The organism is Novosphingobium sp. (assembly GCF_031424035.1).
In the GTDB taxonomy this organism is placed as follows: domain Bacteria; phylum Pseudomonadota; class Alphaproteobacteria; order Sphingomonadales; family Sphingomonadaceae; genus Novosphingobium.
Map to the genome: position 1 here is coordinate 1 of NZ_JANPGP010000033.1, position 23,241 is coordinate 23,241.

Genomic DNA, 23,241 nt, shown 5'->3' on the forward strand with positions numbered 1-23,241 from the left:
CGGCGATCCCGGCGTCGGCAAGACCGCCATCGCCGAGGGTCTGGCGCGCAAGATCATTGAGGGCGACGTGCCCGAAGTGCTGGAAGATGCCGTAATCTACAGCCTTGATATGGGCGCACTGCTCGCTGGCACGCGCTATCGCGGCGACTTCGAGGAGCGGCTCAAGCAGGTCGTGTCCGAACTGGAAAAGATGCCCGAGGCGGTATTGTTCATTGACGAGATCCACACCGTGATCGGTGCCGGCGCGACCAGCGGCGGTGCGATGGACGCATCGAACCTGCTCAAGCCGGCGCTGTCGTCTGGCGCGATCCGCTGCATTGGCTCGACCACTTACAAGGAATTCCGCAACCACTTCGAAAAGGATCGCGCCCTGCTGCGCCGGTTCCAGAAGATCGACGTCAACGAACCGACGATCGAGGACACGATCAAGATCCTCAAGGGCCTGCGCTCGGTGTTCGAGGAACACCACCGCGTGCGCTACACCCCCGAGGCAATCAAGACCGCCGTCGAACTGTCGGCGCGCTACATCAATGACCGCAAGCTGCCCGACAAGGCGATCGACGTGATCGACGAGGTTGGCGCGATGCAGATGCTGCTGCCGCCCAGCCGCCGCAAGAAGACCATCACCGCGCGCGAGATCGAGCAGGTCATCGCGACGATGGCGCGCATTCCGGCCAAGTCTGTGTCGTCCGACGACAAGAAGGTGCTCGAACACCTCGACCGCGACCTGAAGCGCGTTGTCTTTGGTCAGGACGCCGCCATCGGCGTGCTCTCGACCGCGATGAAGCTCAGCCGCGCAGGGCTTCGTGATCCGGACAAGCCGATCGGCTCGTTCCTGTTCTCCGGCCCGACCGGCGTCGGCAAGACCGAAGTTGCGCGCCAGCTGTCCGACATCATGGGCATCCCCCTGGTGCGCTTCGACATGTCCGAATATATGGAGCGCCATTCGGTCAGTCGGTTGATCGGTGCGCCTCCGGGCTATGTCGGTTTCGATCAGGGCGGGCTTCTGACCGATGCCATCGACCAGCAGCCGCACTGCGTCTTGCTGCTCGACGAAATCGAAAAGGCGCACCCGGACCTGTTCAACATCCTGCTGCAGGTGATGGATAATGGCCGCCTGACCGACCATCACGGCAAGACAGTGGACTTCCGCAATGTCGTGTTGATCATGACGACCAATGCCGGTGCCAGCGACATGGCGCGTCAGGGCATCGGCTTTGGCGACGTTTCGAAGGCCGATGCCGGTGACGAAGCGGTCAAGAAGATGTTCAGCCCCGAATTCCGCAACCGTCTCGATGCGATCGTGCCGTTTGCCTACCTCGGCGGCGAAGTCATCGCGCGGGTGGTCGACAAGTTCATCCTCCAGCTCGAATTGCAGCTGGCCGACCAGAACGTCCACATCCAGTTCGATAGCGATGCCCGCCTGTGGCTGGGCAAGCGCGGCTATGACAAACTCTATGGTGCTCGCCCGATGGCGCGGCTCATCCAGGAAAAGGTCAAGCAACCGCTTGCTGAGGAACTGCTGTTCGGCAAGCTGGTGCACGGCGGCGAGGTGCATATCTCGGTCAGAGAAGATGCCCTCGCCTTTGAACTGACGCCGGCCCCGCCCAAGCTGGTCAAGCGCAAGGCGGCGAAGCCCGAACCGGAGGCCAAAGCCCCCGCCAAGGCGAAGCCCAAGGCCAAGCCGAAGGGCAAGGTCGCCAAGGCCAAGGAGGGCGGCGACGAAGGATAGGCGCTTTCCGCCAGACCCGGAACCTGCACGCAGGTATCGGCGTTAGGGCTTGATGGCGGCTGCCTTTTCCTGGATTCGTCCCGAACCGTGGGGCCTGCATGTCGTCCCGGCGGACTTCTGGATCGATCCCGCCCGTCCGGCGCCCCGCGCGCTGGTCACGCATGGCCACGCCGACCACGCGCGCGGCGGGCACGGCCTGACCATTGCCACGCCTGAGACGCTGGCGATCATGGGCGTGCGCTATGGCGTGGCAGATGGGGCGCAAGCTGCCGCGCTGGGTGAGCGGGTTCCGCTGGGCAATGGCGTCCATGCAACGTTTGTCTCCGCCGGCCACGTGCTCGGCTCGGCACAGATCCTGCTCGAACATGCGGGCGAACGCATTGTCGTGACCGGCGATTACAAGCGCGCACCCGATCCGACCTGCGCGCCCTTTGCCGTTACCCCCTGCGACCTCTTCGTTACCGAGGCGACGTTCGGCCTGCCGGTGTTCAAGCATCCGCCGATTGAATGCGAAATTGCCCGCCTGCTCGATGCGCGCCGCGCCAACCCTGATCGCGCGATCCTCGTCGGCGCCTATGCGCTCGGCAAGGCGCAGCGCCTGATCGCCGAACTGCGCCGCGCGGGGCATCATGAACCGATCTATCTCCACGGCGCTATGGAGCGCATGTGCCGGCTTTACGAGGAACTCGGCGTGCCGCTGGGCGACCTGCAACTTGTCGCGGGAATGCCCAAGGGGGCGCTCGCCGGCCAGATCGTCGTCTGCCCGCCTTCCGCGCTCAACGACCGCTGGAGCCGCCGCCTGCCAGAACCGATCACCGCCATGGCGTCAGGCTGGATGCAGGTCCGCCAGCGCGCGCGGCAGAAGAATGTCGAACTGCCGCTGGTCATTTCCGACCATGCCGACTGGCAGGCGCTGACCGAGACGATTGCCGAGGTGAACCCGGCGGAAACGTGGATCACGCACGGCCGCGAGGAAGCGCTGCTGCGCTGGTGCCAGCTGAACCAGCGCCGCGCCCGCGCTCTGGCACTCGTCGGCTACGAGGACGAGGACGACTAGCGTGGAACGCTTCGCCGCCCTGATCGACGCGCTGGTCTATACCCGCAGCCGCAATGGCAAGCTGGCGCTGATCGCGGACTACCTGCGCACCACCGCCGATCCCGATCGCGGCTGGGCACTCGCCGCGCTGACCGACGGGCTCGACTTTCCGGCAGTGAAAAGCAGCGCGGTGCGTGGCCTGATCATGGAGCGGGTCGATCCGGTGCTGTTCCAGCTGAGCCGCGACTATGTTGGCGATACGGCGGAGACGGTGAGCCTGCTGTGGCCCGATCCGGCACATGAAGTCGCCCCGCCCCCGGCCGTCAGTGAGGCGGTCCACGCCCTGCAGGGCATGACCCGCGCGACCGTGCAGGACGAACTTGCCGAGCTACTCGACCGGCTCGACGCCAATGGCCGCTACGCCCTGCTCAAGCTGGCGACCGGCGCGATGCGCATCGGTATTTCCGCCCGGCTGGCGAAAGTGGCCTTCGCGCAGGCCTTTGATGTCTCGGTCGATGATGTCGAGGAATATTGGCACGGGCAACTGCCGCCCTATGCCGAGCTGTTCGCCTGGGCCGCCGATGGCGCGCTGCCGCCCGATGCCGCCGGCCTGCCGCTGTTCCGCCCGTTCATGCTGTCGCACCCGCTCGAAGGCGCGGCGCTCGCCAACGTCGAGGCCGATTTCGCCAGCTATGCCGCCGAATGGAAATGGGATGGCATCCGGGTGCAGATCGTCCGCGTCGGCGAGGAAACGCGGCTCTATTCGCGTTCTGGTGATGACATTTCCGCCAGTTTCCCCGAGATCGTTGCCGCGCTGGATATCGAAGCCGTGCTCGATGGCGAATTGCTGGTGCGCGGCAGCCACCAGGGCGGCGAGGCCGGTGGTGCCGCGAGCTTCAACGCGCTGCAACAGCGGCTTGGGCGCAAAACCGTTTCGAAGAAGATGCTGGCGGAATACCCCGCCTTCGTGCGGCTCTACGACGTGCTGGTGGCTGAGGGCGAGGACCTGCGTCCCTTCGCATGGGAACAGCGCCGGGCTGCCCTGGAGGAACTCGTGCCCCGCCTGAACTCCGGCCATTTCGACCTGTCGCAAGTCATCCCTGCGACCTCGCTCGATGACCTCACCGCGATCCGCGAATCTGCGCGCGATGACGCGATCGAAGGGGTCATGCTCAAGCGGCGCGACTCGAGCTATGTCGCCGGGCGCAAGACCGGGCTGTGGTTCAAGTGGAAGCGCGATCCGCTGCTGGTGGATTGCGTGCTGATGTACGCACAGCGCGGGTCGGGAAAGAGGTCGAGCTTCTATTCGGACTTCACCTTCGGCTGCTGGGCCGGTGACCCCGATGCCGGCGCGGAACTGCTGCCAGTCGGCAAGGCTTATTTCGGATTCACCGACGACGAGCTCAAAATGCTCGATCACCATGTCCGACAACATACGGTGGGCCGCTTCGGCCCGGTGCGCGAAACCGACAAGTCGCTGGTCTTCGAAGTGGCTTTCGATTCGGTGCATCTGAGCAAGCGCCACAAGTCCGGTGTCGCCATGCGCTTCCCCCGCATCAGCCGCATTCGGACCGACAAGCCGGCGCACGAAGCCGACCGGCTCGACACGCTCAAGGGCATGATCCGCGATTGATGCGGATCAAGGCGGGAGCAGGGCGCTCGGATAAAGGAAGGCTCCCCCAACGCCTTTCGCCGGAAGCCCAATGACTGCTGAAGTTCAGGAAAAACCCCGCCCCAATACGCCTTACGAACGTCTGGGCGGCCTGCCCGTGCTGCGCGATATTTCGAACCGCTTCTACGATCTGATGGACAGCGACGCGGCCTATGCCGAGCTGCGCGCGATGCATGCGCCAAGCCTCGACAAGATGCGCGAATCGCTCGCGCTGTTCCTCATGGGCTGGTCCGGCGGCCCGCGCGACTGGTTCGAGGCCAACGAAGGCCGCTGCATGATGTCGGTCCACAAGCCCTTCACGATCACCACAGATGTTGCCGGCCAGTGGTCCAGCGCCATGACCCGCGCGATCGACGAAGTACTCGGCGAAAGCGATGCGCCGCTGGCCCAGGAAATGAGCCGCGTGCTCGACCAGATGGCGCGGAGCATGGGTCACTGATACACCCGTGCGCATGAACCGCTTTGACCGCCCGCGCCAGCTCCTCGCCATAGGCCTCGCCGCGCTGGCTGGCTTCGTCGACGCTTTTGGCTTCCTGTCCGCCGATGGCTTTTTCGTCTCGTTCATGTCGGGCAACACGACCCGGCTGGCGGTGAACCTTGCGGGCGATCCGCGATCCGCCCTGCTTCCTGCCCTGCTGATCGTCGGCTTCGTCGGCGGCGTGGCAATCGGTGCCATCGTTGCCGAGCGGGCCGGAACGCGCCGCAAGGTCGCGACGCTTCAGCTGGTGGCCCTTCTGCTCGCGGTCTCTGCCCTCGCGCGGATGATGGGCTGGCATGGGGCGATGATCGCCGCGCTGGTGCTGGCGATGGGCGCGCTCAACAACACCTTCCGCCGTGATGGCGAGGTGGCCGTTGGCCTGACTTACATGACCGGTGCATTGGTAAAGCTGGGGCAGGCGATTGCCGCGTTCGCGATGGGAAAGGATGTGCGTGGGGGTACATCGTACTTTTGGCTGTGGACTGGACTTGCCGCAGGCGCAGTCTGCGGGGCGCTGGCCTTTTTCCACCTGCCAACGGCGGCGGCATGGATAGCGACGGCTTGGGCGGGCGCAATGGCGCTTGCCGCGGCAAAGCTGCCCCGAAACAGCTAGCTGACCCGAAAAAGTTTCTCGCGAGAAGTTGCGCCGCGCAACATTTCGATGCGCGATGGCGCGATGGCGAGGGCCTTGGCAAGCATCTGGCGGACAGCTTCGTTGGCCTTGCCGTCCTCCGGCTTGGCGCGGACTTTTGCCTGCAGGCCTGTTGCCGAAACTTCGAGCGATTCAACCTTTGCGCCGGGGGTAACACGCACGGCGACACGGCCTTCGGCATCGATCAAAGCCCGGACTTCCGCCGGATCGGGAAGGTCAATCCTGATCCGAGCCATCGCCTGCCTCAGCCAGCGCGGCCTTGTGCATACGGGCGTTGAGGACATAGCCCTGCACGCCCATCTGCATGTCAGCAAGGTGCAGATCGCCGAGGTCTCGCATGAACGCCGCGGGCCTTCCGCTCCACAGCTGGCGTGACGGAATCCGCTTTCCTGAGGTCAGCATCGCCCCTGCCGCCAGCATCGAATCGCTTTCCATGTGGCAGCCGTCCATCGTGATCGCCCCGATGCCGACAAAGGCCCGGTCTTCCAGCACGGTGCCGTGGACCATCGCCATGTGGCCGATCAGCACGTCTTCGCCGATGATCGTCGGGATGCCTTCGGGACGCTTCGGCTTGGGGCTGTCACAGTGGATCACGCTGCCGTCCTGGATGTTCGACCGGGCGCCGACGACAATGCGGTTGGCATCGCCGCGCAACACGCAGTTGTACCAGATGGAGGCGTCGGGCCCGATCTCGACATTGCCGATGATCCGGCAGCCGGGAGCGATGAAGGCGCTGTCGTGAATGCGCGGCCAGATGCCGTTGAACGGCGCGATAGTAACGCCGGGAGGGGCGGTCTTCATTGGGAATTTCCTGTAAAGGCGTGCCACTGCACATAGGGCAGGATCGAGGCGTGGTCATCGGTCCACATGCGGTTCGCCGCGGGACTCAGCGGCTTGAGCGGCGTCTTGGGCGACAGGCGGGCAAGGTCATCCAGCCGCGCCTGAGTGCGCGCGATGACCACCCAGGAACTGGGGGTATACTCGGTCACACCGGGCGGATTGTCGGCGCGGACCGCCGCTGCCAGACCCCGCGATTTTACCGCAGCGGCGAGCACCGGTTCCAGTTCGATGAACCGATTGGAGATGTGGATCAGCAGCAGTCCCTTGTCGCTCAGGGCATCGAGATAGACGCCCATCGCCTCATTGGTCATCAGGTGCATCGGGATTGCATCGCTACTGAAAGCGTCAATCGCCAGCAGATCAAAGCTGCCGCGCGGGGCCTTGGCCAGTTCGATGCGGGCATCGCCGATCACGACCTTCGTTTGCGGTGCGCAATCGCGGAGGAAGGTGAAGGTGCCGTTGCGCGAAAATTCCAGCACGGCGGGATCGATCTCGTAATAATGCCACGACTGTCCCGGCACTCCATAGCAGGCGAGCGAGCCGGTCCCCAGCCCGACCACACCCAGCCGCGCATTGGCTCCGAACAGGGCGGTGGCATTGGCAAAGGCCATGCCGGCGCCCGAGCTTGGTCCATAATAGGTCAGCGGCAGGCGGCGCTCCGCGGCGCTGAGCATCTGCTCGCCGTGCAGCGTGGTACCATGGGCGAGCGTGCGCATCTTGCGCGTCTCATAGGTACGCACCGTGTAAATGCCGAAGTAGCTGCGACTGCGCAGCCCGTCGCGGGTATCGGCCAGCGTCTGGAAACCGCCCTGCACGATCATCGTCGCCACCAGCACCAGCAGCACCGGCCCGCGCAGTTGGACAAGGACCAGCGCACACAGCGCGATGGCTACGGCGAGGCCCCAGCGCTTGAAGCCGAAGTCGCTGTCCAGCGTCACGCCGTAAAGCAGCCACAGCAGGAAGGCGGCGAAGACCAGCGCGGCGATCATCGTGATCTTGACCATCGCCGGGTCGAGGCCCCTGAGCCGGCGCCAATCGGGCAGCGAGGTCAGCGGCAGCAAAGCCGCGGCGGCGAAGACGAGGATCGGATGCTCCCAGGCCCAATCGAACACCACCGGGGCGACCAGTGCAGTGAAGGCACCGCCCAGCGCGCCGCCTGCCGACATTACCAGATAGAACTGAGTCAGCCGGTCGGAATCGGGCCGCAGGTCATACATACGCCCGTGCAGCGCGACGCAGACAAAGAATAGCAGCGCGATGCTGGCGATCACCGGCAACAGACCGACCGACCCCTGCGACACCATGGCGAAACCGCCGGCGACGAGGATTACCGGCCATGCCAGCGCAGAAATGAGGCGTGCCGCGCGGCGGTTGTCGGCAAAGGCGGGGACGAAGCTCAGCAGGTAGATGCCGAGCGGAATCACCCAGAGCAGCGGCATGGCGACAAGATCGGTGGTCAGGTGCGTCGTAGTCGACAGCATCAGCCCCGAAGGCACGGCGGCGAGCAATAGCCACAGCACGATGCGCCGCGCTGGAACCTTGGGCGAAGTCACTTCGACGGCGGCCACGGCCTGTCCCGCAACCCCGCGCCGCGCCCGCGCGCAAAGCAGGACCAGCACGACCAGCAGGCCGTAACCGACCGACCAGCCGATCGCCTGATTGCGCACCGACATCAGCGGTTCGGCCAGCAGAGGATAGGCAATCAACCCAGCGAAGGAGCCAAGGTTCGACGCCGAATAAAGCGCCCACGGCGCGCCGGCGTTCGGATCGGCGGCGAACCAGCGCTGCATCAGCGGGGCCTGCGCCGAAACGAGGAAGAACACCGGGCCGATGGTCAGGGCCAGCAGCGCCGGCACCCACAGCACTTCCATTCCGGCAGCCGGCGGCGGCAGATTGGCAAGGCTGACCGGCAGGGTCAGCGCGGCAACGGCCAGCAGCATCAGGTGAATCCGCGCCTGCTTGGCCAGCGATACCTTCGACAAGCGATGCGCATAGAAATAGCCCGCCAGCAGCAGCGCCTGATAGACCAGCATTGCACTGTTCCACACAGCCGGCGCACCACCGAGGCGCGGCAGGGCCATGCGGGCGACCATTGGCTGGACGAGGAACAGCAGGAAGCTGCCCGTCAGGATGGTGAGGACGAACAGGGGCCGGCCAGCTGCCGATGGTCTGGCTTCAGCCACGCAATTTCTCCCAGGCTTCACGGGTGATCGAATAGACAATGATGCGTCCGCCGTCGGGATCGAATTCGGTGTTATCGAAATCGAGATCTTCCCGGCGTTCCATTCCCAGCCGCACCATCAGCCCCCAGCTTCCGGTATTCCCGGGAACAGTCAGCGCAATGACATGCGGCGCTTGGTGGACAAGGAAGGCTTGCTCCAGCGAGGCCTGCGCCGCTTCGCGCGCATAGCCCTTGCCCCAGGCATCTTCGCGCAGCCGCCAGCCCACTTCGAAATCACCCAGCGGCGCGCCTTGCTGGTTGGCGCGCTTGAGCCCGCAGAAACCGAGCAGTTCGCCGTCTTCCTTACGCTCGACCACCCAGAAGGTATGACCGTGATCACGGGTATAGCCTTCAAGCCGGTCCTTGAGCCAGGAGTGCTTCTCTGGCGGCAGCACGCTGCCCAGCCAGCGCATGACTGCGGGCGTGTTGGTTACGCCAAGGAAACGCGGCCAGTCATCCTCGCGCCAGTCGCGCAGGATGAGGCGTTCTGTCTCGATCCGGGTTTCAGCCATTCAGCAGGCGCGCGGCATGGGCGGCGTGGTAGGTGAGGACGCCGGAGCAACCCGCGCGCTTGAAGGCGGTCAGCGTTTCCAGCACCAGCGCATCGCGGTCACCCGCACCAGCCGCAGCCGCAGCCTCGATCATCGCGTATTCGCCGCTCACCTGATAGGCGAAGACCGGCACTTCGAAGCGCTGCTTCACCCGCACGACAATATCGAGATAGGGCAGGCCGGGTTTCACCATCACGCTGTCGGCGCCTTCGGCAAGATCCATCGCGACTTCGCGCAGGGCTTCTTCGCCATTGGCCGGGTCCATCTGGTAGGTCTTCTTGTCGCCCTTGAGCAGCCCGCCAGAACCGACACATCGCGGAAAGGACCGTAGAAGGCCGAGGCATATTTTGCCGCATAGGCCATGATCTGGACATTGGCGTGGCCCGCACCCTCCAGCGCCTGACGGATCGTGCCGACCCGGCCGTCCATCATGTCGGACGGGGCAATGATGTCAGCGCCCGCTGCCGCCTGGTTGAGGCTCTGGCCTACCAGCATGTCCACCGTGGCATCGTTGAGTACATAGCCCGCGCCGTCGATCAGCCCGTCCTGCCCGTGGCTGGTATAGGGATCGAGCGCCACGTCGGTCAGCAAGCCGATGTCCGAGCCGCAGGCATCGCGGATCGCGCGAATCGCGCGGCACATCAGGTTGTCTGGATTGAGCGCCTCGGCCCCGTCTTCGCTGCGGCGGCCAGCTTGCGTGTTGGGGAACAGGGCCAGGCAGGGAATGCCGAGTGCCACGGCCTCTTTCGCCCGCGCCGCAATGCCGTCCACCGACCAGCGCGACACGCCGGGGAGCGAGCCGATCGGTTCCTCCACGCCGCTGCCATCGGTGACGAACAGCGGCCAGATCAGGTCAGCCGGGCTGAGCACGATCTCGCGGTGCATGGCGCGGCTCCACGCGGTGGTGCGCGTGCGGCGAAGGCGGGTGGTGGGGAAGCTGGCAGTCATGGCCACGCGTCCTGCCGCAAAGCGCCAATCTCTTCAATGGGCGAGCGCTTCATGGGGGTCAGCGCTGCAACGGAATTCAGCGAAGCGCGACCTGTCCGGTGCGGGCCATCGCGACGGCACTTGAGGCTCCGCCCACGCTCCCACCGGGGCGGATAGCCTTGAACTGCGCCATCTTCGCCTTGAACGCGGCGAGCTGCTTCGAGTCGATCTTTTGTACCACGGTCGTGGTGGTGGCAAAGTTCATGCCGCCGCCGAGCGGATTCACCGTGCGGCCGTTGCGGTACATTTCGTAATGCAGATGCGGACCGGTCGACAGGCCGGTCGAGCCGACATAGCCGATGATTTGCCCGGCGCGCACCCGCGTTCCGCCCCAAGCGGCGATCGAACTCATATGGCCATAACCGGTGCCGAGCCCGCCACCGTGATCGATCCGTACGTAATTGCCGTGGCCGCCGTGCCGCCCCGCAAAGGAAACGACACCGTCCGCCGTTGCGCGGATCGGGGATCCCCAGCCGGCGCCGAAATCGACCCCGGCGTGAAGCCGCGCATAGCCGAGGATCGGATGGCGGCGCATGCCGAAGTTCGAGGTGATGCGGCCATTGACCGGGTAGAGCAGGCCAAAACTCGACGTGTAGGTTTGCTCGACAGGCCGGGTGATGGCGTCTGCCGAGTAGAATTCGTTGCCGCTGCCCCAGCGCATCAGTTCGACCACCGGGCGGTTGCCGCGATCGAGCCCGGCAAACAGCACCTGCCCCGCCTGTCCTTCGCTGCCTTCGGCGCGTTTCCACGTCATGACGATGTCGAAAGCATCGCCCGGCTGGATGTCGCCCTCAAGGCTGATATGCGAATCGAGCGCTTGCAGATATTGCTGGATGGCATCGGCCGGAACCCCCGCCGAGCGCGCCGAACGGTACAGGCTCTGGCCGACCGTGCCGCGGATGCGCAGCGGTGCGGTGTCGATCGGGATCACCCGCGCGGCGATGGCAAGATCGTCGCCAGAGCGCGAGATCGACAAGGCGAGGTCCATGCGGGCGCGCAGGTCCAGCCCGGTAAGCCGGCGCGGCTCGCCCGGGGCGGGCCGTTCACCCAGCACCAGCGATACCCGCGTGCCCGGCGCGATGCGGCTCAGCGGAACCTGCCCGCCGACCAGTTCGGCGGCACGCATGGCATCGAAATCGGAAACGCCGGTGCGCTGGAGCAACCGCGTCAGGTTGTCGCCTTCGCCGAGCACGGCGGCGAGTTCAATCCGGGCGCGTTCCGGCGCGGCACCAACGGCAGTGACTTGCGGACTGGCGGCCATGCGGCGGCCGCTTTCGCCGCCCAGCGCCATCGGCATGATCATCTGGCTGCGATATTCGTCACGCACCGGCAGGTCGGCGGAAACGGCGGGCGCGGCCTCAAGTTCGAAGTTGGGCCAGAAGGCGAGGGTGAACAGGCCAAGGCCAGCAAAAGTGGCAAAGCCGCGCATCCAGCGGCGCGATCCGATTCCCTCGGCCAGATCAGGAGTCCAGTCGATGGCGGACCATTCAATCGCTGCGATTCTCGAAGCAGCCGCGGAAAGGCGGGCGCGCAGACTGCGATCGTCGACGATCCGGTCAAGCAGCAGCGCAGCCGCAGGAGCGGCCGGGCGCGGTTGCCCGAGGTCGTGATCACCGATGGATTGAAACACCCCTGCCTCCTTGCCGGCCCCTCCTGCATGGCAAAGGGTTAATCTTCGCCTAACCCGGCGGAAACGCGGGCTATTTTCGGACAGCTTGGGAAAAGGGTCCGCATTTGCTTGCGGGCATCCGGCCAGCCTGCCAGATTTGTAAATTCAATGGTCGCAAACCGCTCATCCTCCAGTCGCCGCGACGAGTCCGGCAAGCTCGTTGCCGTGCTTGGCCCGACCAACACCGGCAAGACGCACCTCGCTATCGAGCGGCTTTGCGGCCATTCCTCGGGCGCGATCGGCTTTCCGCTGCGGCTGCTGGCGCGCGAGGTCTATGAGCGGGTCTGCGCCATGAAAGGCCCAAATCAGGTCGCGCTGATCACCGGCGAAGAGCGCATCGAGCCGAAAGACGCGCGCTATTTGCTGTGCACGGTCGAGGCCATGCCGGTCCACGCCGACCTTGCCTTCATGGCGATCGACGAGGTGCAGCTCGCCGCCGACCGCGAACGCGGCCACATCTTCACCGACCGCCTGCTCCACGCCCGCGGGCGTGAAGAAACGATGATCCTCGGTTCCTCGACGATTGAGCCGCTGGTCCGCAGCCTGCTTCCCAAGGCCGAAATCATCGGGCGGCCGCGCTTTTCCACCCTGCGCCATGCCGGAGCAAAGAAGCTCAGCCGGGTGCCGCCGCGCAGCGCCATCGTCGCCTTCAGTGCCGAGCAGGTCTATGCCGTGGCCGAGCTTTTGCGCCGGTTTCGCGGCGGCGCGGCAGTGGTTATGGGTGCGCTCAGCCCCGAAACGCGCAACAAGCAGGTCGCAATGTTCCAGTCGGGCGAGGTCGATTACCTCGTCGCCACCGATGCCATCGGCATGGGGCTCAACCTCGACCTCGATCATGTCGCCTTTGCCGGCTTGTCCAAGTTCGACGGCCAGCGCCAGCGGCGGCTGACCACCGCGGAAATGGCGCAGATCGCCGGGCGCGCGGGGCGTCATCACCGCGACGGGACCTTCGGTACGCTGTCAGGCACGCGTAGCCATGACGCCGAGTTCACACCCGAGGAAGTCTACGCGATCGAGGAACACCGCTTCCCTCCGCTGACCAAGCTGTTCTGGCGCGATTCGGACCCGCGCACCGATAGCCTCCGGCACCTGATCGACGACCTGTCCGCGCCCCCCGAACGCCCAGAACTCGCTCCCGCACCCGAGGCGATCGACCTTGCCGTGATGCGGCGGCTGTCCGAAGAGGCGGACGTCGCCTCCACCGTTCGCGGCCGCGCGCTGGTCGAACGGTTTCGCGAGGCCTGCATGCTGCCCGATTTCCGCCAGCAGGGCGCCGAGGTCCACTCGCGTTTCGTCGCGCGGCTGTGGCAGGACCTGCGCCACGGCGCGCTGCCGACCGATTATATCGCTGCCCGGATTGCCGAGCTCGACAATGTCTCCGGCGATATCGACACGCTGCAAGGGCGCATTGCCGCAATACGTTCATGGTCATACATTACTCAGAGACCAGACTGGGTGATCGCCCGCGAGGAAATGGCGGCGCGGGCGCGGGCGGTGGAGGCGCGGCTGTCCGATGCGCTCCATTCCCGGTTGACCGAACGCTTCGTCAACCGAAGGCTAACCATTCTTATGCGAGGAGCCGGCGCAGACGCGGCCCTGCTGCCGGTAACAACACAAGGGGAAGAGGTTTTGGTCGACGGTGAGCCAATTGGTAAGTTGGAAGGATTCAGGTTCAAGGTCGACCCGGCAACGCATCACGCTGATCACAAGCTGCTTTTTGCCGCTGCTGAACGCCACTTGCCGCAGATTTTTGCCGAGCGCGCCCGCGAACTGACCGAGGGCGTGGCCAGCGGCAGCGAGGCGCTGCATATCGCCAATGGCTCGCTGCTGCGCGGCAACGAAGTGCTCGCCCGGATCGAGGTTGACCGTGCCCGGTCAATGACCCCGCGCATCGTTCTCGACCGCGCGCTCGAAGCCGTACCCGAGGCCGAGCGCCGGGCGCTGAAGGAGCGACTGGACGAATGGCTGTCCGCCTGGCTGGCACCGCTCGCCGGCCTCGTCGCGCTGGATGAAGCCGCGCGTGCCGAGGATGGCGGACCCGAACTGCGGGCCCTGCTGATCAAGCTGGTCGATGGCGGCGGCGTGCTGTTGCGCGCACGATCGGGGCTTGAAGGCCTGTCAAAGGATCAGCGCCACAAGCTGCGTCAGCTCAAGGTGTTCTTCGGCGCTCTCGATATTTACCTGTTGTCCGCGCTCAAGCCGGCGGCCCAGCAGCGTTGGCGCGAACTGGCCATGGCGCGCGGATGGACCCTGCCCCCGGTGCCCGAAGGCATGCCCTCGGTCATCACCGCCGACAAGGACCGTCCTCCGGCCGCCTATCGCCGCGCCGGCAAGCAGGCAATCCGCATCGATCTGGCCGAGCGCCTGTTCCGCGCCGCTCACGGCGTGCGGGCGGAAGCGAACCGCAAACCTTTCGCCATCGATGATGCCATGGCGACGTCGATGGGCCTGACCGAACCGGGTTACGAGGCGCTGATGCGCAGCGCCGGTTTCCGCCCCAAGCCGCGCCGCACTCCTGGCGAAGGCGAATTCGGCCCGCCGGCTCCCAAGCTGTGGACATGGCTCCCGCCCCGGCCCGACGAGGCCACGCCCCGCGAGCGCCCCTCACACCGCGCGTCTCCGGCAAAATCTGTGCGTGCAAAGCCGTCGCGCACAGATATGGCTGGCGGCGAACCGCGCCGACACGAACCGAAAACGGACGCGCAAAAGGCGACTGAGCGGCCCATGAAAAGGCCGCCCGCACCTCCAGCTGGCGGTGGCGCCTTTGCCGGGCTGGCCGATCTCCTGCGCGGCGGAGCAAAGGACTGACCGGCGCGATGCGCATCGACCGCCTGTTGTGGTACCTGCGTCTGGCACCCAGCAGACGCCACGCGCACGACTGGGCGCTCGACGGTCATATCCGCGTCAACGGACGGCGGATCGAGAAACCCAGCGCCGGAATCGCGGCGGGCGATGTCATGACGCTGCCGGTGCGTTCCGGGGTGGCCGTGATCGAGATTATCGCCTTGCCACAGCGGCGCGGCCCCGCCTCCGAAGCCCAATCGTGTTATCGCGCGCTTGACGCGACCTCACCAATGCCGATAGCAGCACCTCAAACGAAGCAAGATATCGAAGGGGATACCAAGCCATGACCTATGTCGTCACCGACGCCTGCATAAAGTGCAAGTACATGGACTGCGTCGAGGTTTGCCCGGTCGATTGCTTCTACGAAGGTGAGAACATGCTGGTGATCAACCCCAGCGAATGCATCGACTGCGGCGTTTGCGAACCCGAATGCCCGGCCGAAGCCATCCTGCCCGACACCGAAAGCGGGCTGGAACAGTGGCTGGAGCTCAACGCCAAGTTCTCGGCCGAATGGCCCAACCTGACGACCAAGAAGGACTCGCCGGAAGATGCCGACGAGTTCAAGGGAGTCGACGACAAGTTTGAGAAGTTCTTCTCACCCGAACCCGGCGAGGGTGACTGAACCAGGCGCCCGTCCGCATGATTTTCTGCGGATAAACCCCTGAATTATCAAGGTATGTCACCCCTGCCGCGCAGCGCGCGGCAGAGCTGTTCGCCATTGCGACTCGTGGGTCTGGCAATTTTGTTACAGTGATGCTATATAATGCTGCGAGTGGCGGCGCATTTCGCCACCTCGCATATATGGTTTCATGAAAGGCACAGGTCGCGCAAACGTGGGTTGATCGGGTTCGGACCCGGATCGCCGAAAGGCTTTCTATTCTTCCGTTCCCAATATCGCCTGCGTCATCCGATTCTGCCGAACGAAAGGACGCACGATGTCGGCCAAGGCGAACGCCTTTGATGTTGGTGACTATGTCGTTTATCCCAAGCACGGTGTCGGCCGGGTGATCGAACTGCAAGAGCAGGAAATCGCCGGAATGAAGCTGGAACTCTATGTCCTGCGCTTTGAAAAGGAACGCATGACCCTGCGCGTTCCGATGAACAAGGTCGAAGCGATCGGCATGCGCAAGCTGTCGTCGGACAAGACCCTGCGCGAAGCTCTCGACACGCTCACCTGCAAGCCCAAGGTCAAGCGCACCATGTGGTCGCGCCGCGCCCAGGAATACGAAGCGAAGATCAATTCGGGCGACCTCGTGTCGATCGCCGAAGTGACCCGCGATCTGTTCCGTGCCGATGACCAGCCGGAACAGTCCTATTCGGAACGCCAGATATTCGAAGCGGCCTCGTCGCGCCTTGCGCGCGAACTGGCTGCCATGGAAAAGACTGACGAACCGGCAGCGCTGCAGAAGATCCTTGCGATCCTCAACGAGCATGCGCCGAAGTATTACGAGACTGCCGCTTCGGCCTGATCCGAACGGTATATCAAAATCACCGAGAAGGGCCGCTTTTGTAAGGAAGCGGCCCTTTTTGTTGGGTGCAGAGTCTGTGTTTAGTGCGCCCATCACCTGCGTGATGGGCTTGCGGCACCGGCCCACTCCCCCGCCCGGCCACCCAATCCAGAATATCCTGTCGATGGGTGGCCGGGCGGGGGAGAGGGCTGGTGCCGCTTCTGCCGCGAGGCAGAAAAAAGCGCCCTTGAATCTCGGGTTCTGCTGTATTACATCAGCAACACAGATCAAAGGGAGATGCCCAGATGCAATTCGCCAAGTTCATCCGCACCATCGCGCCGCTGGCGGCAGTCGTCGCCATGGGCCTTTCGGTTTCCGCCTGCGACGGCAACATCACTATCAACGGTGAAGACGGCAAAAAGCTGTCTGAACTCGACCTTGGCGGCGAGGCACCGCACAAGCTGGCGCTGTTCGGACCGGACAATGTCAAGGTCACCCAGGGCGACAAGCTGGCCATCACCATCGACGGCGATGCCGCATCGGCAGACAAGCTGCGCTTCTCGCTCAAGAACGGTACGCTCGCGATCCTGCGCGCCAAGGACTGGAGGGAAGGTCCTTCGATCACGGTCAACGTGACCATGCCGGCCCCGCGCGAAATCGCGCAGATGGGTTCGGGCAAGATCGAGGCCGGCGCGCTCGACAAGGATGCCAAGGTTAACCTGATGGGTTCGGGCGATGTCAACGCTACTGCTCTCGCCGGTGACAAGCTGTCACTCGCAGTCATGGGTTCGGGCACAATGCACGGCGCCGGCACAGTCAAGCAGCTCGACCTCAAGGTCATGGGTTCGGGCAGTGCCGATCTTTCCGCGGTCAAGGCGGACAATGCCGATGTCGACATTCTTGGCTCGGGCAGCGCCTCCTTCGCTTCCGATGGTCAGGTCAAGGCCAAGATCATGGGCTCTGGCACGGTCACGGTGAAGGGCCGCGCGACCTGCACCGTCAAGTCGATGGGGTCTGGCTCGCTCGTCTGCGAAAGCGGCCCGGCGACCAAGACCGAAGCAAAAGACGAACCGAGCGCAGAAGCTTCGGCTGGCTGATCAGGCAGCGGCGCGGCGCAGGCGGTCGTTGATCGCCGCGCCGATGCCGTCGTCCGGCACTGGAGCAATCGCCACACGCGGCCGCGCATCGGCGGCGGCGAGATGCAGGCAGGCGTAAAGGCGGGCGGCGGCCTCGGCGAGGTCGCCAGTTTCAGACAGGTTGGTATGGCCGTCAACAGCTCCGAATCCAATCAGGAATTCATCGTCCCGCGCTTCCACAGCGCCCAGCCGCACCGGCTTTCCGGGAGCATAATGGCTGGCCAGCTGCCCGGGTGCCTCGATCTTGCCGGTTGACGTCATGCCGTCACCGGCCGGGCCGATAGTGGCAGAAATCTGCGCTTCCGTGATCGGACCAGGCCGCAGGATCGACCAGCCGGAGTCGCGCGGCGCAACTATTGTCGATTCAATCCCCGCCTCGCAGGCACCGCCATCAAGCACCATGTCGACGCGGCTGCCAAGGCTCGACGCTACGTGCCCAGCCGTCGTCGGGCTGACCCCGCCGCTGCGGTTGGCAGATGGCGCGGCGAGCGGCAGGCCGCTGGTTTCCAGCAGCGCGCGCATCGCCGGATGGGCCGGAACGCGCAAGGCAATGGTCGGCAAGCCAGCGGTAACGGCGGGCGTAATCCCAGTGCCATCGCGCAAGGGCAGAACCAGCGTCAACGGTCCCGGCCAGAACGCCGCCGCCAGCCTGCGCGCACGCTCATCAAACACCGCGATGACCTCGGCCGCATCAAGTGATGACAGATGGATGATCAGCGGATTGAAGTCCGGCCGGCCCTTGGCGCGGTAGATCGCCGCCACCGCCGATTCGCTGTCCGCCCGCGCGGCGAGGCCGTAAACCGTCTCGGTCGGCACCGCGACCAGACCTCCGCCACGCAAACAGTCTGCCGCTGCGGCCAGTGCCGTAGCGTCAACCAATCGTACATCAGGGCCGCTCTTGCCGCTCATCCTGCTGCGCTATAGGCAAGCCAGCGAACATTCCAAGCGAAAGCCCCGGGGAACCGCCATGACCTATGCACCGCCCAGCGCCGAACAGGCCTTTGCCCTCAAGATCAGTGCCGGCATCGAGGAACTTGCCGCCAGCGAGCGCTTCGCCGCCGCCAGCGCCGACATGGTCGAGGCCATTGTCGAGGGCATCGGACAATTTGCCGCCGGTGAATTCGCCCCGCTCCGCCGGGTAGGCGACACGCAGGGCGCGCGGATGATCGACGGTGTCGTCACTCTGCCCGCCGGATATGCCGAGGCTTACCGCGCCTATGTCGAGCAGGGCTGGAACGCCGTATCGGGTCCGGAACACTTCGGTGGACAGGGCCTGCCCTTCAGCCTGGCCGCCTGTGTGCTGGAAAGCCTCGGCACGGCGAACATGGCCTTCTCGCTGCTGCCGATGCTCACCGTCGGCGCTATCGAGGCGATCGAGAAGCATGGCTCGGACGAACAGCGCGCGATGTACCTCGCCAAGCTGGTCAGCGGCGAATGGCCGGGCACGATGAACCTGACCGAGCCGCAAGCCGGGTCCGATGTCGGCGCGCTGCGCACCACCGCGACGCCGATTTTGGCAGGCGAACATTCCGGCAAGTACCTGATCAAGGGCACCAAGATCTTCATCACCTGGGGCGAGCACGAACTGGCGGACAACATCGTCCACCTCGTCCTTGCCCGCACACCCGGAGCGCCTGCGGGATCGCGCGGGATCAGCCTGTTCATTGTGCCACGCTTCCACGTAAGCGCCGATGGCAGCCCTGGCGCAGCCAATGACGTGATGGCCGTGAGCCTTGAGCACAAGCTCGGCATTCACGCCTCACCCACCTGCGTGATGTCCTATGGCGACCACGACCAGTGCGTCGGCGAACTGATCGGAGCCGAGAACGAAGGCCTGAAATGCATGTTCACGATGATGAACTCGGCGCGGATCAACGTTGGCGCGCAGGGCGTGATGGTTGCCGAGGCCGCCTTGCAGCACGCGGTGGCCTATGCGCAGGGCCGCGTTCAATCCGCCCGCGCCGGCTCGCCCGACAAGACCCCGGTGGCCATCATCGAGCATCCCGACGTGCGCCGCATGGTGCTGCGGATGCGCGCGCTGACCGAAGGCGCGCGCGCACTGCTCTACTACACCTGCGGACAGGTCGATCGCGCCGCGCTCGGCGATGAACCCGCCAGATCGCGCGCCGACCTGCTGGTGCCGCTGATCAAGGCCTGGGGCACCGATGCGGGCTGCGAAGTCGCCAGCCTTGGCGTGCAGATCCACGGCGGCATGGGCTTCATCGAGGAGACCGGCGCCGCCCAGCATTACCGCGATGCCAGGATCACCCCGATCTATGAAGGCACCAACGGCATTCAGGCCGCTGACCTCGTCACTCGCAAGCTCGGCATGGAAAACGGCGGCGTGCTGGCGGCGCTCATGGCCGAGATCGCCCGCGATGCCGGTGATGAGCGCGGCCTTGCGGCACTGGCGGGTGACTGCGCGGCGGTGGGCGAATGGATGCGCGATGCGGCCAGCCTTGATGACAAGCTGGCCGGTTCGGTGCCCTTCCAGACGATGTGTGCGGTCGCGGTCGCGGGCTGGCAACTGCTGCGCCAGTCGCGCGCAGCGGCAGCTGCCGGAGGTAACCTCGCCCGGACCAAGCCAGTCGTTGCCCGCTGGTTCCTTGACCACCTCGTGACCGAAGCCGCCGGGCTCAAGGCGTCGGCAATTGCCGGTGCCGCGCTGCTCTACGCACTTGACAGCGAAAGCCTGGCGTCATGACGTCAGACGGTCCGCTGCTCGAACGGATCGCCCTTGCGCTTGAACAGCTTGCGCCGGCACCGCCAGCGGTCGCGGACTGGCTGGCCGCCCCCGCCTATGTCTGGGATGGAGCCTCGGCCCGCGCCGTCGACCGCCTCGAAGCCCCCGCACTATCCCTGTTGCGCGGGGTCGATCAGCAGAAGGACGCCGTCGTCGGCAATGTCTCGCGCCACGCTGCCGGACACGCCGCGCATGACATGCTGCTCTGGGGATCGCGCGGCATGGGCAAGTCGGCGCTGATCCGCTCGGCGGTTTGCGATGCCCAGGCAAAGGACGCCGCCGCCATCGCGCTGGTTCAGGTCGCGCCCGATGCCTTGTCGGGCCTGTCGGCGCTGTTTGGCGAACTCGGCAAGGTGCAGCGGCGTTTCATCGTCTATATCGACGATCTCGGCTTCGAGGATGGCGACAGCACCGGCCCGCGCCAGCTGCGCTCATGGCTTGAAGGCGGGGTCGAGGCCCGGCCTGACAATGTCCGCATCGCCGTCACCGCCAATCGACGCGCCATCGTATCGCGGCACATGAGCGAGCAGGACGATCCGATCAATCCGCGCGATGCCGTGGATGACAGACTGGCCCTGGCTGACCGTTTTGGCCTGTCGATCGGTTTCCACAATTGCAGCCAGGACGATTACCTCGACATCATCCGGGGCTATGCGGAAAGCCTGAGCCTGCCCTTCGACGAAAGCGACGCGCTGGAATGGTCAAAGCGCCGAGGCGCCCGGTCAGGCCGGGTCGCCTGGCACTATGTCACCGAACTGGCGGGGCGTGCGCAGCGTCCCCTTTAGACACCGCTCACTACAACGGGCGCTACTTGCTGAGCGCTTCCTCGATCTGACGGCGGATCTGCGCTTCCGCTGCCGAATCGATCGCGCGCGAGGGCGGCATGCGCGTGCTGGAGATTATCTTCGGCTTGGCCAGCGGCTGCGCGTTAGGCGCGATTACCCGCCAGACCACACCGCCAACATCGTCGGTCACCAGCAGCGCCCCTGTCTTGTCAAAGCCCAGCCACACCGGCCGCCCTCGCGCCTTTTTGCCATCGGCGAGGAAGCCGGTCAGCACAGGAACCGGCTTGCCCTTCGGGTTGCCCCACTCGTCGAAGGTGACGAAGACCACGTCATAACCAGAGAGCGGCTTGCGGTTCCACGAACCGTGCCGCGCCACGAAAGCGCCCGAGTTGAACTGGGTGCCCAGCCGGTTTCCCTCAGCCACGAAGCGCATGCCCAGAGGAGCCGTATGCGCGCCCAGCGCGAATTCAGGCTTGCGGACATATTCGCCGAGGAAGTCGGGCATCGGATGCTCGACCCGGTCATCAAGCCGATCCTTCCAGTAATACCACGGCCAGCCATACTGCGTGCCCACCGGTACGTTGGTCATGTAATCGGGAACCAGATCAGGGCCGAGCATGTCGCGCTCGTTGACCACGGTCCAAAGTTCGCCGGTCACCGGGTTCCAGTCAAGCCCATTGGGATTGCGCAGGCCGCCGCCGTACTGGCGCATACGCCCCGTGGCGACGTCCAGCTCATAGATCGCCGCGCGGCCTTTTTCGGCTTCCATGCCCTTTTCCGCGATGTTCGAAGAGGACCCGACTGCGACGTAAAGCTTCGTTCCGTCCTGACTGGCGAGCAGGTTGCGCATCCAGTGGTTGCCGCCAGCGGGCAGATTGACCAGCTTGCGCGGGGCGCCTTCCAGCGTATTGGCGCCGGGCGTATAGTCAAAGGCCAGCACCGCGTTGTGGTTCGCAATGTAGAGTTTGCCGCCGATCCAGGCCATGCCCGAGGGCGAATCCATGTCCTTTTCGCGCAGGACTGAGCGAGTTTCCGCCACACCGTCACCATCGGCATCGCGCAGCAGAACGATTTTGTTCGGTGAAGGCTCGCCCGCCCCAGCCTTTTTCCAGAAATAGCGCTCGATTATCCCGGTAATGCCGCCGCCTTCATCCTTCGATGCAGGATGGTCGCTCTCAGCCACCAGAACATCGCCATTGGGCAGGACCAGCATAGTGCGCGGATGATTCAGTCCGGCAGCAAAGCGGTTGACCGCAAGGCCAGAAGCCGCGGCGGGGGCTTCGTTCGCCGCCCAGCCCACCGGATCGGCAATACCCATGCGGGGAATCGTTTCGGCTTCGGGGGCGCGAAGCTCCACCTGCGTGCCCTCGGTCGCACCAAGAGGCAGGTTCGAGGGGTTGCCGTGCGAGAACCAGACCCAGACGCCGCCCAGCAGGATGGCGAGGACGACAAGGACAATGAGAGGTTTTTTGAAGGAGCTCATCGGCAAGAGATAGGCTTGCTCCCGGCACCTCGCAACCGCTGCTTTTGCGCTAAGTGTCCTTCTGCGGACTGCACCGTTTCGGGACAACGCCCCAAGTCACCGGGCCGATGGCTTGGTTTTCTGCCGGTGACGATGGTAAGTTCCAGGTTAACAGGCGGGACTCGTCCGCCCAGCCTTACGGAACAGAGGGGAATTGCCCATGCGCCTTTGCGCAACTGCCATGATCGCCGCGTCCACTGCCTTGTTCGCCGCTCCCGCCTTCGCTCACGAAGATGGCGGCGAAGCGATGCGCGGCCCGCATTCGATGCACCACCAGCAGGGCGGCATGCGGCCGGGTTGGCAGCAGCAGGGATCAGGTGATGGTGCCTGGGAACGTCAGCGCGAAGGCTGGCTGGTCGAATGCCGCCGCCGCATTGGCGGAAATCGCAACGGCGCAACCGGCGCTGTCCTTGGCGGAGTCGTGGGCGGTGTGCTGGGCCATGAGGTTGCCGGCCGCGGCAATCGCGCAGTCGGTACGATCGCTGGCGCAGCGATTGGCGCCGTTGCCGGCGCCGCCATCGAACGCGGCAGCGAAGGCCGCCGGTACCGCGACGAATGCGAAGCGATGCTCGACAATTCCCAGGGCGGCTACGGCCCGGGCTATCCGCAGCAGGCCTATGGCTATGCCGTGCCGATGATGATGGTGCCGGTTACCATGGTATCCGTGCCGATGCAGCCGAAGCAGGATTGCCATGAACACGTGACGACCGAATATGTCACGACCTATGACACGGTTTACCGCAAGGTCCGCGAAGTCCGTTACCGTTCGGTGCCGACGTACAAGCGCGTGAAGGTTGTTCCCGACAAGCGCGTGCGGATGGTGCCGGACAAGCGGGTTATGGCCGACTAAGCTTCTGAATTTAATAGATTGATCGATAGGCCGGAGCGGCGCAAGCAGTCTCCGGCCTTTTCACATGGCGGCACA

Annotated in this window: 20 protein-coding genes and 1 pseudogene; 13 read left to right on the forward strand and 8 right to left on the reverse strand. The window is 65.0% G+C overall.

The features are described 5' to 3' along the window. The 5 genes from RMO89_RS04685 to RMO89_RS04705 form a co-directional block, all read left to right on the forward strand. Positions 1-1,732, forward strand: a 1,732-nt coding sequence (locus RMO89_RS04685) for an AAA family ATPase (protein ID WP_310531524.1), incomplete at its 5' end; no start/stop codon positions are given. Between the two features lie 52 nt (positions 1,733-1,784). After that, positions 1,785-2,789, forward strand: a complete 1,005-nt coding sequence (locus RMO89_RS04690) for a ligase-associated DNA damage response exonuclease (RefSeq protein ID WP_310531526.1) — start codon at positions 1,785-1,787, stop codon at positions 2,787-2,789. Position 2,790: 1 nt separating this feature from the next. Next, positions 2,791-4,401, forward strand: a complete 1,611-nt coding sequence (locus RMO89_RS04695) for a cisplatin damage response ATP-dependent DNA ligase (RefSeq protein ID WP_310531528.1) — start codon at positions 2,791-2,793, stop codon at positions 4,399-4,401. A 70-nt stretch (positions 4,402-4,471) separates the two neighbouring features. Then, the gene (locus RMO89_RS04700; protein ID WP_310531529.1) at positions 4,472-4,879 is read left to right on the forward strand and encodes a group II truncated hemoglobin; all 408 of its coding nucleotides are present in this window, start codon (positions 4,472-4,474) and stop codon (positions 4,877-4,879) included. A gap of 13 nt (positions 4,880-4,892) precedes the next feature. Next, entirely contained in the window at positions 4,893-5,531 is a 639-nt protein-coding gene (locus RMO89_RS04705) for a YoaK family protein (protein ID WP_310531531.1), read from the forward strand. Here RMO89_RS04705 and RMO89_RS04710 read toward each other — a convergent pair. The 6 genes and pseudogenes from RMO89_RS04710 to RMO89_RS04735 all read right to left on the reverse strand — a co-directional run bounded on the left by RMO89_RS04710 (position 5,528) and on the right by RMO89_RS04735 (position 11,799). Beyond that, positions 5,528-5,806, reverse strand: a complete 279-nt coding sequence (locus RMO89_RS04710; RefSeq protein ID WP_310531532.1) for a DUF167 domain-containing protein — start codon at positions 5,804-5,806, stop codon at positions 5,528-5,530. The two genes, RMO89_RS04705 and RMO89_RS04710, sit on opposite strands and share 4 nt — an antisense overlap. Beyond that, the gene (locus tag RMO89_RS04715) at positions 5,787-6,371 is read right to left on the reverse strand and encodes a gamma carbonic anhydrase family protein (RefSeq protein WP_310531533.1); all 585 of its coding nucleotides are present in this window, start codon (positions 6,369-6,371) and stop codon (positions 5,787-5,789) included. Before RMO89_RS04715 ends, RMO89_RS04710 begins: the two co-directional genes overlap by 20 nt. After that, positions 6,368-8,593, reverse strand: coding sequence for a fused MFS/spermidine synthase (locus tag RMO89_RS04720; RefSeq protein ID WP_310531534.1), 2,226 nt, complete (start codon positions 8,591-8,593; stop codon positions 6,368-6,370). The genes RMO89_RS04715 and RMO89_RS04720 overlap by 4 nt, the downstream gene beginning before the upstream one ends. Next, positions 8,586-9,143, reverse strand: coding sequence for a GNAT family N-acetyltransferase (locus RMO89_RS04725; protein ID WP_310531535.1), 558 nt, complete (start codon positions 9,141-9,143; stop codon positions 8,586-8,588). The genes RMO89_RS04720 and RMO89_RS04725 overlap by 8 nt, the downstream gene beginning before the upstream one ends. Then, positions 9,136-10,130 (reverse strand): annotated as a pseudogene (gene hemB / locus RMO89_RS04730) (porphobilinogen synthase). The gene RMO89_RS04725 and the pseudogene hemB overlap by 8 nt, the downstream one beginning before the upstream one ends. 76 nt (positions 10,131-10,206) lie before the next feature. After that, entirely contained in the window at positions 10,207-11,799 is a 1,593-nt protein-coding gene (locus RMO89_RS04735) for a M23 family metallopeptidase (RefSeq protein WP_310531537.1), read from the reverse strand. Positions 11,800-11,946: 147 nt separating this feature from the next. Here RMO89_RS04735 and RMO89_RS04740 point away from each other — a divergent pair, with 147 nt between their 5' ends. The 5 genes from RMO89_RS04740 (at position 11,947) to RMO89_RS04760 (ending at position 17,227) form a co-directional block, all read left to right on the forward strand. Further along, positions 11,947-14,646: a helicase-related protein gene (locus tag RMO89_RS04740; RefSeq protein ID WP_310531538.1), complete on the forward strand. Its 2,700-nt coding sequence runs from the start codon at positions 11,947-11,949 to the stop codon at positions 14,644-14,646. Positions 14,647-14,654: 8 nt separating this feature from the next. Then, positions 14,655-14,969, forward strand: coding sequence for a S4 domain-containing protein (locus RMO89_RS04745; protein ID WP_310531539.1), 315 nt, complete (start codon positions 14,655-14,657; stop codon positions 14,967-14,969). After that, a complete protein-coding gene (fdxA, locus tag RMO89_RS04750; RefSeq protein WP_310531541.1) occupies positions 14,966-15,304 on the forward strand; it encodes a ferredoxin FdxA in 339 nt (112 codons plus the stop codon). Before RMO89_RS04745 ends, fdxA begins: the two co-directional genes overlap by 4 nt. 313 nt (positions 15,305-15,617) lie before the next feature. Continuing rightward, entirely contained in the window at positions 15,618-16,151 is a 534-nt protein-coding gene (locus RMO89_RS04755) for a CarD family transcriptional regulator (protein WP_310531542.1), read from the forward strand. A gap of 284 nt (positions 16,152-16,435) precedes the next feature. Beyond that, entirely contained in the window at positions 16,436-17,227 is a 792-nt protein-coding gene (locus tag RMO89_RS04760) for a head GIN domain-containing protein (RefSeq protein WP_310531543.1), read from the forward strand. Here RMO89_RS04760 and RMO89_RS04765 read toward each other — a convergent pair whose 3' ends face one another. Continuing rightward, positions 17,228-18,175: an L-threonylcarbamoyladenylate synthase gene (locus tag RMO89_RS04765; RefSeq protein ID WP_310531544.1), complete on the reverse strand. Its 948-nt coding sequence runs from the start codon at positions 18,173-18,175 to the stop codon at positions 17,228-17,230. It lies immediately after the preceding gene. A gap of 58 nt (positions 18,176-18,233) precedes the next feature. On the opposite strand from RMO89_RS04765, the gene RMO89_RS04770 reads away from it, so the two are divergent. Next, positions 18,234-19,970 (forward strand): acyl-CoA dehydrogenase, encoded by a 1,737-nt coding sequence (locus tag RMO89_RS04770; RefSeq protein ID WP_310531545.1) that lies wholly within the window; start codon positions 18,234-18,236, stop codon positions 19,968-19,970. Beyond that, complete coding sequence (locus tag RMO89_RS04775; RefSeq protein ID WP_310531546.1) at positions 19,967-20,794, forward strand: ATP-binding protein; 828 nt, start codon at positions 19,967-19,969, stop codon at positions 20,792-20,794. Before RMO89_RS04770 ends, RMO89_RS04775 begins: the two co-directional genes overlap by 4 nt. Before the next feature lie 22 nt (positions 20,795-20,816). Here RMO89_RS04775 and RMO89_RS04780 read toward each other — a convergent pair whose 3' ends face one another. Next, positions 20,817-22,277 (reverse strand): sorbosone dehydrogenase family protein, encoded by a 1,461-nt coding sequence (locus RMO89_RS04780; RefSeq protein WP_310531548.1) that lies wholly within the window; start codon positions 22,275-22,277, stop codon positions 20,817-20,819. Positions 22,278-22,497: 220 nt separating this feature from the next. On the opposite strand from RMO89_RS04780, the gene RMO89_RS04785 reads away from it, so the two are divergent. Continuing rightward, on the forward strand, positions 22,498-23,166 hold the full coding sequence (locus RMO89_RS04785) for a glycine zipper 2TM domain-containing protein (RefSeq protein ID WP_310531549.1): 669 nt from the start codon (positions 22,498-22,500) through the stop codon (positions 23,164-23,166). Positions 23,167-23,241 lie beyond the last annotated feature (75 nt).